This is a genomic window from Rhodopseudomonas palustris, assembly GCF_003591005.1.
Taxonomy (GTDB): domain Bacteria; phylum Pseudomonadota; class Alphaproteobacteria; order Rhizobiales; family Xanthobacteraceae; genus Rhodopseudomonas; species Rhodopseudomonas palustris_K.
Genome location: NZ_QYYD01000011.1, coordinates 161,479 through 176,548, shown reverse-complemented (window position 1 = coordinate 176,548; position 15,070 = coordinate 161,479). Strand labels below are relative to the sequence as shown.

The 15,070-nt window shown below is 63.4% G+C and carries 14 protein-coding genes and 1 pseudogene; 10 read left to right on the top strand and 5 right to left on the bottom strand.

The annotated features are described in order from the left end of the window. Positions 1–63 precede the first annotated feature (63 nt). Both D4Q52_RS12820 and D4Q52_RS12815 read right to left on the bottom strand, forming a co-directional pair. Positions 64–570, bottom strand: a complete 507-nt coding sequence (locus tag D4Q52_RS12820) for a cytochrome P460 family protein (protein ID WP_119856975.1) — start codon at positions 568–570, stop codon at positions 64–66. A 49-nt stretch (positions 571–619) separates the two neighbouring features. Continuing rightward, complete coding sequence (locus D4Q52_RS12815; protein ID WP_119856974.1) at positions 620–1,663, bottom strand: alpha/beta fold hydrolase; 1,044 nt, start codon at positions 1,661–1,663, stop codon at positions 620–622. A 383-nt stretch (positions 1,664–2,046) separates the two neighbouring features. Between D4Q52_RS12815 and D4Q52_RS12810 the strand changes: the two genes are divergently transcribed. The 5 genes from D4Q52_RS12810 to D4Q52_RS12790 all read left to right on the top strand — a co-directional run bounded on the left by D4Q52_RS12810 (position 2,047) and on the right by D4Q52_RS12790 (position 7,241). Continuing rightward, positions 2,047–3,390, top strand: coding sequence for a DUF4403 family protein (locus D4Q52_RS12810; RefSeq protein WP_234831177.1), 1,344 nt, complete (start codon positions 2,047–2,049; stop codon positions 3,388–3,390). Between the two features lie 89 nt (positions 3,391–3,479). Further along, positions 3,480–4,253, top strand: coding sequence for a histidine phosphatase family protein (locus D4Q52_RS12805; RefSeq protein WP_234831176.1), 774 nt, complete (start codon positions 3,480–3,482; stop codon positions 4,251–4,253). Beyond that, positions 4,250–5,131 carry an NAD(P)H-hydrate dehydratase gene (locus D4Q52_RS12800; protein WP_119856938.1) on the top strand — a complete coding sequence of 294 codons (882 nt, stop codon included), beginning with the start codon at positions 4,250–4,252 and terminating at the stop codon, positions 5,129–5,131. The genes D4Q52_RS12805 and D4Q52_RS12800 overlap by 4 nt, the downstream gene beginning before the upstream one ends. A 91-nt stretch (positions 5,132–5,222) precedes the next feature. Next, positions 5,223–5,822: an alpha-ketoglutarate-dependent dioxygenase AlkB gene (locus tag D4Q52_RS12795; protein ID WP_182915301.1), complete on the top strand. Its 600-nt coding sequence runs from the start codon at positions 5,223–5,225 to the stop codon at positions 5,820–5,822. 177 nt (positions 5,823–5,999) lie between these two features. Then, a complete protein-coding gene (locus D4Q52_RS12790; RefSeq protein WP_119856937.1) occupies positions 6,000–7,241 on the top strand; it encodes a YeeE/YedE family protein in 1,242 nt (413 codons plus the stop codon). Between the two features lie 168 nt (positions 7,242–7,409). Here D4Q52_RS12790 and D4Q52_RS12785 read toward each other — a convergent pair whose 3' ends face one another. Beyond that, the gene (locus tag D4Q52_RS12785) at positions 7,410–9,422 is read right to left on the bottom strand and encodes a putative bifunctional diguanylate cyclase/phosphodiesterase (protein ID WP_119856936.1); all 2,013 of its coding nucleotides are present in this window, start codon (positions 9,420–9,422) and stop codon (positions 7,410–7,412) included. Positions 9,423–9,751: 329 nt separating this feature from the next. Here D4Q52_RS12785 and D4Q52_RS26915 point away from each other — a divergent pair, with 329 nt between their 5' ends. Further along, positions 9,752–9,880 (top strand): hypothetical protein, encoded by a 129-nt coding sequence (locus D4Q52_RS26915; protein WP_283805665.1) that lies wholly within the window; start codon positions 9,752–9,754, stop codon positions 9,878–9,880. A 131-nt stretch (positions 9,881–10,011) separates the two neighbouring features. On the opposite strand, the pseudogene D4Q52_RS12780 reads toward D4Q52_RS26915, so the two are convergent. Continuing rightward, positions 10,012–10,206, bottom strand: a pseudogene (locus D4Q52_RS12780) (efflux transporter outer membrane subunit); the annotation flags it as partial. A gap of 148 nt (positions 10,207–10,354) precedes the next feature. Between D4Q52_RS12780 and D4Q52_RS26240 the strand changes: the two are divergent. Next, positions 10,355–10,819: a hypothetical protein gene (locus D4Q52_RS26240; protein WP_147407789.1), complete on the top strand. Its 465-nt coding sequence runs from the start codon at positions 10,355–10,357 to the stop codon at positions 10,817–10,819. A 281-nt stretch (positions 10,820–11,100) separates the two neighbouring features. On the opposite strand, the gene D4Q52_RS12775 is transcribed toward D4Q52_RS26240, so the two are convergent. Further along, positions 11,101–11,736: a DUF2460 domain-containing protein gene (locus D4Q52_RS12775; protein WP_119856935.1), complete on the bottom strand. Its 636-nt coding sequence runs from the start codon at positions 11,734–11,736 to the stop codon at positions 11,101–11,103. Positions 11,737–12,217: 481 nt separating this feature from the next. Between D4Q52_RS12775 and D4Q52_RS12770 the strand changes: the two genes are divergently transcribed. The 3 genes from D4Q52_RS12770 to D4Q52_RS12760 all read left to right on the top strand — a co-directional run bounded on the left by D4Q52_RS12770 (position 12,218) and on the right by D4Q52_RS12760 (position 15,069). Continuing rightward, on the top strand, positions 12,218–13,027 hold the full coding sequence (locus tag D4Q52_RS12770) for a matrixin family metalloprotease (RefSeq protein WP_234831175.1): 810 nt from the start codon (positions 12,218–12,220) through the stop codon (positions 13,025–13,027). Between the two features lie 59 nt (positions 13,028–13,086). Continuing rightward, the gene (locus tag D4Q52_RS12765) at positions 13,087–14,133 is read left to right on the top strand and encodes a S1 family peptidase (protein ID WP_182915300.1); all 1,047 of its coding nucleotides are present in this window, start codon (positions 13,087–13,089) and stop codon (positions 14,131–14,133) included. A 213-nt stretch (positions 14,134–14,346) separates the two neighbouring features. Further along, positions 14,347–15,069, top strand: a complete 723-nt coding sequence (locus D4Q52_RS12760; RefSeq protein ID WP_147407788.1) for a hypothetical protein — start codon at positions 14,347–14,349, stop codon at positions 15,067–15,069. The last annotated feature ends 1 nt before the right edge of the window (position 15,070 follow it).

Genomic DNA, 15,070 nt, shown 5'->3' with positions numbered 1-15,070 from the left:
ACCCGCCGTCAGCCCGCCAGCCACCAAATGATACCATTCCCCGCCGATCCGGCTAGAGCCTGCTCAAGGAGCGTAGCGCGTGAAAACGTAGTCGTGCCCGGACACGCGGGCCTGATGGCAGGCGAAACAAGTCTGGTGCTGCGCCTCGTCGACCGGTTCGCCATTGACGAAGCGGCCAAATCCCCAGCCTCCGGTCGCGGCGTATTTGTTGGCGTCCTTGACCATCACCTGCACGGTGGTAGCGGCACTCGGCACCGAGGCCGGCTCGAACTCGGTCGATTGCACCCGTTTCCACGCCAGCTTCACCAGCACGGTGCCGTCGGGAAACGGCAGTTGCTTGGTCCGATAGGCGTCGATGGCGGTGGCATTGCCGAGCACAGCGCGCAGCTCGTTCAACGGTTCGGCTTCCTCGGCAACGCCGATCATCTGCCACTGCCGGTAGCCTTCCGGCACGGTCACGCCGTAGATCGGCGACGCGCGGCCGGGTTGGCCGGCCACCAGGGCCGGCACCACCGCGGCAGCCAGGCAGATTGCCGCGACCGTGATCAATCCAAGCGACTTCAGCGTCATGTTGGTCGCAGGCGACCCATCGTCGTGCGAGCGTCGGCGCCACATCGGTCTAGGCCCAGGACGCGACATCGATGATCGCCGCCGCGAAGGCGTCCGGCGCCTCCTGCGGCAGATTGTGGCCGACGCCGCCGCTGATCAGACGGTGCGCATATCGGCCGGTGAATTTGTTGGCATAGCTCGCCGGCTGCGGATGCGGCGCGCCGTTGGCGTCGCCCTCCAGCGTGATGGTCGGAACCGCAATGCTGGGGAACGCCGCGAGCTTGCGCTCGAGCTCGTCGTACTTGGCCTCACCGGCCGCGAGCCCGAGCCGCCAGCGATAATTGTGGATCGAAATCGCCACGTGATCGGGATTGTCGAACGCCGCCGCCGAGCGCGCAAAGGTGGCGTCGTCGAACGCCCATTTCGGCGACGCCAGCCGCCAGATCAGCTTGGCGAATTCGTGCCGATACTTGTCGTAGCCGGCGCGGCCGCGCTCGGTCGCGAAGTAGTACTGATACCACCATTGCAGCTCGGCCTCCGGCGGCAGCGGCATCTCGTTGGCCTTCTGGCTGCCGATCAGATAGCCGCTGACCGACACCAGGCCGACGCAACGCGCCGGCCACTGCGCCGCGATGATATCGGCGGTGCGCGCGCCCCAGTCGAAGCCGCCGATCACCGCCCGGTCGATCTTCAGCGCGTCCATCAGATCGACGATGTCGAGCGCGAGCGCGGCCTGCTGGCCGTTGCGCAGCGTCTCGTCCGAAATAAACCGCGTCTCGCCATAGCCGCGCAGCGACGGAACGATCACGCGAAACCCTTTGCCGACCAGGATCGGAACGATATCGGCGAAGGCGTGAATGTCGTAGGGCCAGCCGTGCAGCAGCATCACCACCGGGCCGGATTGCGGCCCGGCGTCCACATAGGCGACGTTCAACACGCCGGCCGCGATGCGCTTCTGCGGGCCGAAGTTTGCGCCCGCACTCGGAGCGGCTTGGCGCGGCGGTTCGGTACCAGGCGCCGCCTGCGCCGCGGAGAGGCCGAGCGGCGCGGCGGCGATGGCGGTGGCGGCGAGTTTAAGCAGTTGCCGGCGGCGCCGATCAGGAAGGGACATCATTGTGGCGTTTTCCATCGAAGAGGCCGAAGCCCCGATGCCCGCAGACTGCGGCAGAACGCACGCCCGAAAAATCGGCCCGGCGGCTATGAAACTACGCCTTCAGGATGATTGCGCGAACCGATTTCCGCGGCCCTGCAGCGGCGATCGTCCTTCGTTTTGGCTTGCCTTTTCACGCCTCATCGCATTCGCTGGCACGTTCATCGCGTGGCCACAGACCCTGCACAATCGTTCGCGGCGTTCCCAATCTCTGTTGCCGGCGCATCAGAAGATACACCGAGGTCTCGGCCCGGTCTTTCAAAGGGAGATGCGCATTGCAGGTTCGACCGTCGCTACCGCCTCGCGGCAAACCACCGCGCCGCGCCCATAAAGCACCAACCACCGTGATGGCTGTCGTGCTCTGGTCGACTGCGGCAGCGGCCAGTGACAAGCCACCGCTCGCCCCAGATGCCGTCGCGCCGTTTACCACCGAGTCGCGGATTTCCGCAGCGGTCGAGTTCGGACTGCCGGCGCTCGCGTCGAAGATCGAGCAGAGCATCCCCAGGCGGCTGGCCACCATCGACGAGCGCGTCGCGTGCGTGAACCGGCGAGTCATCGGCTTTCGCGTCCAGGCCAATTGCGATGTCGACGGCTACGTCGAACGCTCCGGCCGGGTCTCGATCTACGGCCGCGACGGCCGGGTCTACGGTTCGGTGCCGATCTACGGCGCGCTCGAAGCACAGGGGGCCAACAGGTTCACCTCCCGGATCCGCGGCGAGACCGAGGCGAGCGCCACCGTCGAAGCCGAAGCGCGGCCGCGCCTCACCAAGGATTGGGCGCTGGCGCTGAACTTCAGCGATCGTTTCAGCTGGAGCGAGCCGCCGGTGATGCGGGTGCTGGGCCGCGAGATCTCGCTGACCAAATACGCCGAGCCGCGCATCCGCAGCCAATTGGCCAAGATCAGGAGTCGGGCCAACGCGGCGGCGCGAAGCCTCGATCTCAAGGGCAAGGCCGCCGCCGCCTGGCGCCACGCCTTCGACCCGATCGCGCTGTCGGACACCCCGCCGGTCTGGCTGCAGCTGACACCGCAGGCGGTGTCGTTCGCGGGCGTCAGCGCGGATAGCAAGGTGCTGCGCGGCAGTCTCGAGCTGCGTGGCTCGGCGATGACCACCGTTGGACAGCAGCCGCCGGCGGTCGAAGCCGCGCCGCTGCCGCCGCTCGGCAACGAGGTCAGCGCACCGGGCGAATTAGACGTGATCCTGCCGGTCCGCATCGGCTACGACGTGCTCAAGCAGAAACTCTCCGACATCCTCGCCGCGACGCCGATCGCCGGCCTTGCCGTGCGCGATCTCGACATCTACCCGTCGTCCGGCAAACTGATCATCGGCCTGCGTCTCGACAAACCATCCGACGAGCCAGCGACCGAGAACTGGGTCTACGTTTCCGCAGGCGTCGTCGTCGCCGCCGACGGCCAATCCGTCGCGCTGTCCGACCTCGCGGTGATAACGCCGAACGATCAGCTCGCGCTGCTGATCACCAACCTCCAGGACAAGGCTCGTATCGACTTCGGCCCCGCGTACCAGAACCTGCTGAAAGCCGCCAATGACAAGCTCAACCGTCCGCTGCAGAACGGCTTCCGACTCGAAGGCCATCTGGCTTCCGCCAAACTCGAGAAGCTGTACCTGCCCGCCGACGGCGTCGTCGTCGCGATGCGGGCGACCGGCCGACTGAGGATACTTTACGGCATGTAGATCTCGCCGCCCCCCCGCCCTCGCCAAGGCTGATCGCATCGGCGAACGCGCGATGCGGGAACAACTCCGCACAGCCCGAATTATGCTGCGTGATCGCGGAGTGCATGTTGAAAGATCGTTGGCCAGCCCGATTGTGGATCGTCCGTCACGGCGAAAGCGCCGGCAACGTCGCCCGGGACAAGGCCCACGCCGCGGGGCTTGCAGATATCGATATTCAGGCCCGCGATGTCGACGTCCCGCTCAGCGGGCTTGGGCAGCGGCAGTCCGCCGCGCTGGGCCGCTGGTTCGCCACCATGCCGGGCGAGTGCCGTCCTGACGTGGTGCTAATTTCCCCTTATCTGCGGGCACGCCAGACCGCTGACGCGGTGCGTATCGCCGGAGGTCTCGATCCGGCGTTCGGCAAGTTCGTCGTCGACGAGCGGTTGCGGGAAAAGGAATTCGGCCTGCTCGATCGGCTGACGAAACTGGGCATCGAGCAGCGGCATCCCGCTCAGGCCGAAGCTCGTCAACTGCTCGGGAAGTTCTATTTCAGACCGCCGTCCGGAGAAAGCTGGTGCGACGTCATCCTCCGGCTGCGCAGCGTTGTGGACAGCATCACGCTGCACTACAGCGGACGCCGCGTGCTGATCGTGGCGCATCAGGTCGTGGTGCTGTGCATGCGCTATCTGCTGGAAGAGATGGATGAGGAGCAGATCCTGCGGATCGACGCCGAAGCCGACGTCGCCAACTGCGCCGTGACCGAATACGGGCTCGAACGCATCGGCGAACAGAGCTTGCTGCGGCTGCATCGCTACAACTACGTCCACCCGCTCGAGCGGGAAGGTGCGCCGGTCACCGAGGAGCCGGACAAGGGAACGGCATGACCGCAACGCTGCTCACCCCGGACTATCTGCGTCGCCATCCCCTGCCCCGTCACGATGGCGGTGGCGGCAAGGAGGACCGCGGCCGGGTGCTGATCGTCGGCGGCAGCGCCACCTTGCCGGGGGCGCCGCTGTTGGCCGGTCTCGGGGCGCTGCGGGCCGGCGCCGGAATTTTGCAGATCGCGACCTGTCGCAGTGTCGCGCCCCACCTCGCTCTGGCGATGCCCGAGGCGATGGTGGTCGGGTGCAGCGAGACCGAAGACGGCGGCCTTTCACCCGAGGCGGCCGGCCGGATCATCGAGCTGGCCGGCAAGGTCGACGCCGTGCTGATCGGCCCGGGAATGAGCGATCTCGACGCCACCCGCGAATTGGCAACACGGCTTGTTGCAGAGGTCCACGGCCCCCAGATCGTGCTGGACGCGCTGGCCTTGACCGGCCTGAAGGACGTCCCGCACCTCCTGCAAGACAAAGCCGGCCGCGTGGTGATCACGCCGCACGCCGGCGAGATGGCGACGTTTCTCGATATCGAGCGCGACGAAGTCGAGGCGGACGCGCTGGCTGCAGCGCGTCGCGCGCACGCTGCGACCGGCGCCGTCATCGCCATGAAGGGCGTCGATACATTCGTGGTTTCCGCCAACGAGCATTGGGTGTCGAAACGAGGTTCGCTGGCGCTGGCGACGTCCGGATCCGGCGACACCTTGGCGGGAATTCTCATCGGCCTGCTGGCGCGAGGAACGCCACCGCTGCTCAGCGTGCTGTGGGCGGTCTATCTGCATGCGTCGGCCGGCGAACGGCTGGCCCAGCGCTACGGCCGCGTCGGCGCGCTGGCGCGCGAAATTCCAGCCGAAGTGCCGATGCTGATGGAAGAACTGCTGGCGTAGCCGACCACGCGGCAACAGCACCGGCCCCGGTCTATTTTCCCGGCCAACGCAGCCTATATCCGGCTGATCCATTGATCGAAGGAACACCGGCTTGTCGGAGCAGCTCAGCTTGTTCGCGCCCGCGCGGTTGCAGCCTGATGGCCTGCGCTACGCGCCGAACTTCATTTCCGCATCGTCCGAGCAGGCCCTGATCGCGCATGTCGAGGCCCTGCCGCTGCAGCCGTTCCAGTTCGGCCAGTTCGAGGGCCACCGCCGCGTCGCATGGTTCGGCTATCGCTACGACTACACGCTGCGCCGGCTGCAGCAGGCCGAGCCGATCCCAGCCTGGCTGAGCGAAGTCGTCGCACAGGTCGAGGCGTTCGGCGGAGCGAACACGAGGATCGCGCAGGTGCTGTGCACGTCCTACGACGTCGGCGTCGGCATCGGCTGGCATCGCGACAAGCCGCATTTCGGCGAGGTGTTCGGGCTGTCGCTCGGGTCGGCGTGCAAATTCAGGTTTCGCCGGCGGTCCGGGCAAAGTTGGCAACGCGTCACGCTGGAGGCCGAGCCGCGTTCGCTCTATCTGATGGCGGGCGCGTCGCGCCATGAGTGGGAGCACAGCATTCCGCCGGTCGCCGCCCCGCGCTGGTCGATCACCTTCCGCACCATGGCTGCTCCGCAGGAACCAGGTGCAGCATCGCAAGGCGGATGATCCCAGACTGACGCCAAACAAAGGGGAGGATTTGCCTCCAAACCGGCGAAGCAGAAGGATCAGCGCCGCGCCGCGACGGCCGCAAAGAGCAGCTCATTCCCTTTCATCCGCCGCTGGTTGTCGCATCGCCCGTCAACACTAACTGTCGACCATCATCTTGCAAATCCCGGGCTCCCGATGACCGACCTTTCCGTCGACGCACGACTGCTCGCATCCGATCGCACCAGCGGTTCCGGGCGGGGATCCATCAACGCGACCGTCGTCGCGATCGGCCTCTCCGTTTTGAGCGCGGGCGCGCTCGGCCTCGGCGCGGCGTATGGCTGGCGCCAAGGCGCGCTGTTCGTGCTCGGCGGCGGTCTCGGCCTGGTGCTGTATCACGCGCTGTTCGGCTTCACCTCGGCGTGGCGCGTGTTCATCGCCGACGGGCGCGGCGCAGGTCTGCGCGCGCAGATGCTGATGCTGGCCGTCGCGGTCATCCTGTTCTTTCCCGCGCTCGGGCACGGCTCGGTGTTCGGCGAGGCGGTGCGCGGCGAATACGGCGCGGTCGGCGTCTCGGTGCTGGTCGGCGCGTTCCTGTTCGGGATCGGCATGCAGCTCGGCGGCGGCTGCGCCTCCGGCACGCTGTACACCGCCGGCGGCGGCAACACCCGCATGCTGGTCACGCTGGCGGCCTTCATCGCGGGCTCGACCATCGGCGCGCTGCATTTGCCGTGGTGGTCGGCGCAGCCGAATATCGGTCCGGTCTCGATCATTTCCAGCCTCGGCTGGGCTCCGGCTTTGGCGATCAGCCTGGCGGCTTTCGCGGCGATCGCCGCGCTCACCCGCGTCATCGAAACAAACAAGCACGGCACGCTGCTGAGCGGCGCCGAGCCGCAGCACCGCGGCTGGCGCCGGCTGCTGCAAGGCCCCTGGCCGCTGCTGGCCGGCGCGATCGCGCTCGCGCTCGGCAACTTCGCCACGCTGTATCTCGCCGGCCGCCCCTGGGGCGTCACCTCTGCGTTCGCGCTGTGGGGCTCGAAGCTGGCCGAGTTCGCCGGAGCCGACGTCGCGTCCTGGGGCTACTGGCAGGTGCCGGCGCGCGCCGCGTCGCTGCATCAAAGCGTGTTCGCCGACATCACCTCGGTGATGAACTTCGGCATCATCCTCGGCGCCATGATCGCGGCCGGCCTCGCTGGAAAATTCGCGCCGAGCTGGCGCATCCCGGCTCGCTCGCTGATCGCCGCGCTCGCCGGCGGCCTGCTGCTCGGCTACGGCGCGCGTCTGGCCTACGGCTGCAACATCGGCGCCTACTTCAGCGGCATCGCCTCCGGCAGCCTGCACGGCTGGGTCTGGCTGGTCGCCGCCTTCGCCGGCAGCGTTCTCGGCACGCGGCTGCGCCCGGTGTTCGGGTTGTCCGTCGAGCGAAGCGGTCAAGCTTAAGGTCGGGACCAGTTCGGGCGCTTGCGTCCCCACGCGTCATGCCCGGCCTGTGCCGGGCATCCACGCGGGTTTCGGTAAGACCTGGTTCGCTTTGCAATCGAGGCGAGCGGACGATCAAATCACAAGAACGCAAGTCTTCGCTCGCGGCCAAAGCTCGTGTGTCGGCAATCAAGCACCGGCCTTGGGAGCGACCAGACAGCTGTTACGCTGCCTTTCGGTCCGGAGGTAGTCCGCAATCGCGGACTCCGGCATCGGTCGTGCAAAGTAGTAGCCCTGGATGAACTGGCATCCCAGCCGACGCATCGTCTCGAGCTGGGCATAGGTCTCGACACCCTCAGCGACGCTGGCAATCTCCATATCATCGCAGAGCGACGTCAGCGACTTGATGATCTTCAAACTCGCAGCATTTTCGTTGATGTCGGCGACGAAGCTTCGATCGATCTTGATCTTGTTCAATGGAAGCTTGTGAACGTGGCTCAGTGACGAATAGCCGGTGCCGAAGTCGTCCAGCGAGACGCCACACCCCATCGCCTTCAGAGTCGCAATCGATTGCTGCGCGCGTACGAAGTCGAAGGTGACGGCGGTTTCGGTGATCTCGAAATCGATGCGGCTCGCCGGGAATCCGCTTCGTTCCACGATGGCGATCAAAGACAGGATTCCCTCGGCTGCGCAGATGTCATGGGCCGAGAGATTGAACGACAGGCGAAGGGCGTCCGGCCAGTTTCGCGCGGCGACCAGCGCGCGTTTGAGTAGCGCGTGAGTCATCGGCCGAATGAGGCCGATCCGTTCGGCCGCCGGGACGAAATCCGCGGGGGAAACCCAGCCCAAAGCGGGATTGCGCCAGCGGGCGAGTGCTTCAAAGCCGACGGTGTGCTCGCTCACGGCATCGACGATCGGCTGGAAAACCAGATCCATCTCGACGTCGAAGTCGCAAGTCCTAAGCAGGCCCTCGATCACGCTTCGACTGCGGATCTCGACCTCGAGTTCCTTGGAGAAGATGACGGCCTGGCCGCGCAGGTGCCGCTTCGCGTGATAAAGCGAATAGTCCGCGCACTCGTACAGCGCCTCCGCGGATGACGCGATCTGCGGGAATGCTGCAAAGCCGATCGAACAGGACAGCGCCGTGTTGATCGGATCGACCGCATACGGCAGCCTGATCCGATCGCCGATTTTTTGACCCAGCTCGAGCAGGTCGTCGTCGGTCGGGTTTCCGACGATCAGCAAGCCGAACTCGTCGCCACCCAACCTTGCGTACTGCACGTGCTGCGGACCGAAGCCCTCGCAGACTTCCCGGATCCGCCCGGCGGCATCGATCAGGATTCGATCGCCGACAGTATGGCCGTAAATGTCGTTCACCGGCTTGAAGCCATCGAGATCGATGATCCCGACGGCAAGGCGGTTGCCCTCGCGTTTCGCGTCGCTGAATGTCCGCGCAAGGTCCGTGAAGAAACGCCGGCGGTTCGGCAGTTCGGTGAGCGGGTCGAGATTGGCGAGCCTGAAGTTTTCGTCCGAGAGCGCCTCCGTCTCCGCCTGCTTCACGAGCAATGATTTGCGGCTGGCGACGAGATCGGCGAAATCGCGATAATAGATGAACAACACCGTGACCATAGCGCCTGAAACCAGCAGCGTGTTGATCGCTATCGCCTTGAGCGTCGGCTCGCCCGTGAGAAAGAAGAAGACGACGTAGGGGATATTGACCAGCAACGTGCTGATCAAAGCCGCCGAGCGCAGGTGCATCAGGGAAAAGATGCAGCCGATCACGGTCACGGCCATGTAGAAGGCCACCTGCCCCTTGGCGAAGACATCCCCGTAAGGATACAGCAGGAACGACCACGTCACGAAGCCGAGGCTGATGGGCGCGACCAGCCAGTTGGTCACCCGCAGATTGCGCAGGATATCCGCGTCGCTCCGAACCAGATGACGCTGGCGCAGCCACCAGAACGTCCGCAGCGCCGCCAACGCCGACAGCACGCTCGGCACGATCAGGGTCAACCAGGCAGGCGCCAGCGGAACAAACGTATAAGCCACCGCGATCGTGTTGCTGATCAAGATGAAGTACAGCAGCGGTATCTGCTTTAGGAACGCGTCGAACTGCGCCCGCATCAGATCCGGATTGTCGGACGGCACGCGAAACAGCTGAATAACAGCCCGGCCGACGGATTTGATATTGGCGGACGTCATCGATGAGCCTCAGGCGCGACCTGGTTTGTAGCCGGTTTGTTGCTCCTGATGTTGTCGGACAAGCGTAAAGGTTGCGTTAGAGCAACACCGTCGAAATCCTGCTGATAAGTCAATAGCCGGCAGCTATCATTTGATCGAACGAGGGTGCCGGCGGAGTGTCGACCTGCAAAGGCGGAATTGCCGCGGAGGCCAGCTGACGCTCGTTCCGGCGCGTGGTGCAGGTTACGGCCGCGCTTTATCCCTGCGTATTTGGATTTGTCATCGCAAGGGAACACTTTCGGCGCAACGTTGGTTTTACAGAAATGTGTAGGCGTTGCGAAACCATAAACGTGGCGATCGCCAAGCTGCAGGACTCCCGGCAGGACAGAGAGCTCGAGCCGTTCTCGGCTCTGTTGATCGCCGAGGCGTTGAGAGAGCTCGACGCCGAGAAGAAACGGCTGCACCGGCCTTCAGCGTAGGTCAGTGCCGTATCAGGTCCCTCGACGCTCCCTTATCACCAATCGGAGGAATCTCAGGAACTGCGCCCGCCGCGAACGACGATCGATCGAGTCGAAGTATTGCATCAATCAGGATCTCTCCCGTTCGCGATTCAAAACGCCCTCAAGGCTGGGGCATGCGGATCAGTCCCCCGGTCGATGACTTCGGGGACTGAGCTGTCGATCGCACCATCCCATCCGCCGCCGAGCCCCTTGGCGAGAGCGATGTAGCTGGTCGCGACCGACACCTTGGTGTCGAGCAGCGAATCCTCGGCCGTGTAGAGCGAGCGTTCGGCGTCCAGCACGTCTCTGACGCTGATCGTTCAAAGCAGCCTTCAGCCGTTCTTCAAAGACGAGGAAGACCAGCAGAAGCGTGTAAAAACGCGAGAAATGCGCTTACACGCACTGCCATGGCCGACAGCCGAACTCGCCGCCCTCGAAAACACCGAGGTCACTATGCGTGTGACGCTATCTTACTTCGTTGAACCGAGCCCCGGAGCCCGCGGCTGGACGCGTAAATATGGCTATCAGTCTCACGGCTTGCGATTTGCGGTGCGCAAGCCGCTCGAAGCCGTGCCCGTATTCGCACAGCGGATCAACCGGGCGGCGCGTGAAGAGGATTATGAATCTGCCGGTCTGGGCGGTCCGGGGTGGCGGTTCGGTTATGCCAACCGCTCACTCACGTCCATAGGGTCGCTGCACTGCGATACATGGCGAGGCCGCGCGGTCGATCTCGCCTCGCGTGGACACATCGCCGTTTACCCGACCATGGGCTGGTGGAACAAACGGCCTCAGCTTGAGGGCTGGAAAAAATCAGCCAAATACTCGCTCATAGTCACCATTGAAACGCCGAACGTGGAGACGGATATCTATACGCCCGTAGCCACCAAGATAGGCATCCCGGTCGGGATAGAGATATAGAAATCATCGCGAGAAGAAAACTCACAGCCTTCCTGCCCGTTATCTGAAGGTTTCTTTCCCACCTTCAAGAACCTCGCTCACGCGCTCCCGTGTTGATCGCCGCAGCTTCTGCCCCCAACCGGCGCCCAACATTGCCCCGCTTGATCTGCGAGATTTGCGACAACTATCAAGTCGGCTTCTGGCCCCTAGCCGACAACCCTCTGCTGGCCCCCTAGCCGGGAGCTCGCGCTTTCGCCGTGAAGGAGCGACGCCATTTTTGCCGCCATCGACCTCAAGCCCCCCTACCCCCTAATCTCCACCACCGGGATCTTCGGAATCGCCCCCGCCGCGAACGCCGACAGATCGACCTCAAGAAAATCAGTGTCGAACCGCACGGGGACGTCGAACTGATAACCCGCGGTGACGGCCGCGCCCGGCGGCGGGAGGTGGCCGGGCGCGAAGGTGACGAGGCCGGTGGTCGTGTCGACGCTGAAGCCGCTGGTCACTTCGCTACCGCCGACGGCGATGCGGACCGTGCCGGCGACCGGCTTGGTAATCGCCCGCGTGTACGGCGCGAAGCCGGCGCCGTAGGTCTTGACCAGCTGATAGGTCGCGGTGAGGCCGTCGCCGGTGCCGATGCCCTGGTCGAGCGGCGAGACCGGATGGCCGGGCGCGGCGGAGGCGTGATCGAGCCGGTCGCGCCAGCGGAAGCCCGTGAGCCGGCCGCGGCGCTCCTCGAAGAACGCCACCACCGCCTGCAGCGCGTCCAGCGTCTTGATGCCGTAGCCGGCATCGTAGCGCCGCCGCGAATCCGCCCAGCGCGCGTTGCGCTGTTCGCGGCCGGAGCCGAACGTCACGATCTCGGTCCGCCGCTCCGGCCCGCCGGCGCTCCTCAGCGCGACGTCGAGCGGAAACAGCACCTCGTGGAATGGGGTCATGGGTCGATCCGACTGGATGCGGTTGGACGGTCGCAAACGCCACGGTTGAGGGCGTCGGAAGCGTCCGACGCGCTGACTTGAGATGCAGCCGATCAAACAGCGCTGGTCAGCGTCGTCGATCTTGCCTACAAGAGCGGCTATTGCACGTACTAACAGCCATATTTCAGATGACACGCTTCGAAATCAGTTTGACGTTCGTGATCTTTCCGCTGTTTGCCAATGCCTGCTCGCCGGAGCCGCGTTCGGCGCACCGGAGCTTTCGACGGCAATGTCGAACACTGTTGGGCAGCCATCCTGATCGCGCTGGCCACGGCCTCCACGACCTTCGGAGGGTTCTTAATTGCCTTACTTCACGCTCGGCGCTTCAATTTCCGCATATCGCGAAGCGGGAAGAGGGACACGTGATTTCGTGACAGTGATAGTGACGCCGGCATGAAATGACGGGAAACCGGAAGCGAGTGCAGTCGCGAGACCGCTTTCAGTGGGCAACCGAGTCAACGCAAACAATAAACTGTTGCTTGCGGGCACTCTGCATTTGTGCCAACCTCTAGTTGATTTCTTTAATACTGCTTTCGATATTTATAAGCTGCGGGGCTTGGCGATGTTTCTGATGGGGCGGCATTTTCTGTCGCGGGCTCTCGCTGCTTTGACAGTCGGCGCGTTTCTCTTCCATGCATCCAAGGCTGAAGCGCAAGCGGCGCTTCCGGCAGGGGTGAGCAAAGAGGAAGCCTTTGGTACCATCCTTCGCGCCTCGAAGTGGGAGCGTTTGAACGTTCAAGTCTGCTGGGAAAATCCAGAAAGCGACGACGCGCCCTACCGTTCAATTGTGCGGTCGGCTGCGGAAGACACCTGGCAACGCAATTCAAAAATCAAGTTCGAGGGCTGGGGAAAATGCGCGCAGGATACCCTAGGCATCCATATTCGCATTTCGGATGAAGGCCCTTATACCAAAGCGCTCGGTCGTTTTCTCGACAAGCGGCCTGATGGCATGGTCCTCAATTTTACATTCGCGTCCTGGAGCCAGAGTTGTCAGAAGACGCGCGAATTTTGTGTCTACGCCGTCGCAGCCCATGAGTTTGGACATGCCTTGGGGTTCGCCCATGAGCAGAATCGGGAGGACGCGCCGAGCGAGTGTCGAAAAGACGCTCAGGGCACGACAGGCGATTACAACGTTACGAAATACGACCCACAATCCATCATGAACTATTGTAACCCGATATGGAACGGCGACGGAAAATTGAGCACGCTCGATATCGAAGCGCTGCAAACCATTTATGGACCGCCCGGCTAGCGCTTTTCATCGCGCTGTGGGCTCCCGTCAGCGCCATTGCTGACGACGCCGCTGTTAGGGTGGCTGGGAGATACGACGCGCGCGTCGGCCACGTAGAGACGATAGGGACGCTCTTCAACGACGCGCAAGATATAGGTGGCGGCTCGGGCCTTCTGATCGGTGACACCTTTGTCATCACGAACAACCACGTTATTCCGCCCGAGAACAACTACAAGCGCCTCGAAATTCTTGTTCGCCTCAAGTCGCGTTTGAACAATCCAAAAGCGGCTACCCTTGTTGCGCGCGACCCCCGCCGCGACATTGCATTGCTGCAATTGAACGCACCTGCTGCGGACGCCGGTGGCGACCGCTGTCCGATGCCGATCCTGGTGAAGCCGGTGCAAGCTCCGATGGGGACAACGGTCTATGTGCTGGGCTTCCCGCTGAACCAGGACCTCAGTTTGTCGGGAGGCTTGATCAGCAACCACGGCAGTCCGCCGACGGAACTCCGCTGGCAGACGGACACCGTCATGAATCCCGGCAACAGCGGCGGTCCGGTGTTCGAAAGTCACGGCTCTCTTCTTGGGATTGCGGCCGGCGGCATCGTCAAGTGGACATATGGGGGCGAAACCCATGACGTCGATGGCGTCAATTTCTTCATCCCCGCCGCGGAACTGATCGCCAGCCCCTTGTTTACGCATATCGCTGGTGTACCAGCGGACAAGAGATGCTGGCACGTGCTCCAGGACGATCTTGTCGCGGACGCAAGTATTGCCATCGCGATCGATGATGGTCCTTCGAAAGCCCCCCAGGGTCCGGACAAGCTCGACCGGGATTACACGGTGTCCGAGACAAAGGACGATCATCCGGTCGTGTTTGCACCGCATTCCCGCAACTATCAGTCGCGCTTCCAGGCCGAGCCTGGCTATAAAATTGTTGCGTGCACGCCAAGGCCCCAAAGCGCCAACCACGCGCACGATATCACATGCAACATCGATAGTGGCGGAGGCTCAGCTGTCTTTGCCTACCGGCTGGAAAGCGGACCTTCGGTCGATCAGTGGCGGGGATGGTGGACCGGGTTCGTCACTTTGCGGCAGGAGCGAAAGCCGGCAACCGGCCAACAATAGAGATGCAGCGCGGCCGACGTTGGTGAATCACGGGCCGGGCTGACGCCGGCAAACTGTCTTCAAGGGCGTTTTGATGAGGGAATAACGATTTGAAGGGGGGCTTACGTGTCATCAGGAATGCGACGAGCGATGCTTACGCTTGCATGCGGGCTCGGCGGGTGCGCCGTGATGCCCGATATAGCCCCCGATTGGGCGCTGCCTATGCGAGAGATCATGCTGCATTCCGCATGCGAGCTTCAGGATGCGCTCGGTGCGCTCGATCACGAGGTGCCGCCTGAGTTGTTCAATGCGCGAAACTGGAAAATCGCAATCACGCTGAATCCAAAATCGGAAGCAGACATTGTTCCTGGCGCAGGCCTGACGCGGAGGGACCCCGTCAACACGGCCACTCGCTTTTCCAACTGGGTTGTTGGCGGCGGCAACGGCGTGGCCCTCGATATGAGAGGCAACCGTGCCGGGAGCGTGGACTTCAATTTCGATTCTGAAAAGCTCATCCTCGATCGCAGGTTGCCTTGTGAGCGGGAAACTATTTCGTATCATTCGCTCACCAAAAACCTAGCCGTCAAGGACTGGCTCTACCGTTCTGTCCAGGCCACTGCCCTGGCGGGCTCGACCATCGAGAATCCAAAGTTCACGGCGCAGGTGGTGGTCAAGTTCAACGGCAGCGCCAGCTACACCTACACATTCCCGGTAGGCACCGACCTTCTGACGCTGGGCGGCTATTACCAGCTCGATGAAACCTTGAGCATTGTCTTCACGAAGAAGCCGGCCGTCGTGGCGAAGTATGACCTGGTGACGCTGCCGGCAGGTGGAGCGGGCTTCAATCGAAACCAGGCGCGTCCTGTCTCATCGACAATTTCGATACTTGAAGATCAACAGCTCTCTCTTCAGCAGATCAGGCAGCAGTTGCAGAATATCAGGCCGGTCGGCCAATAAG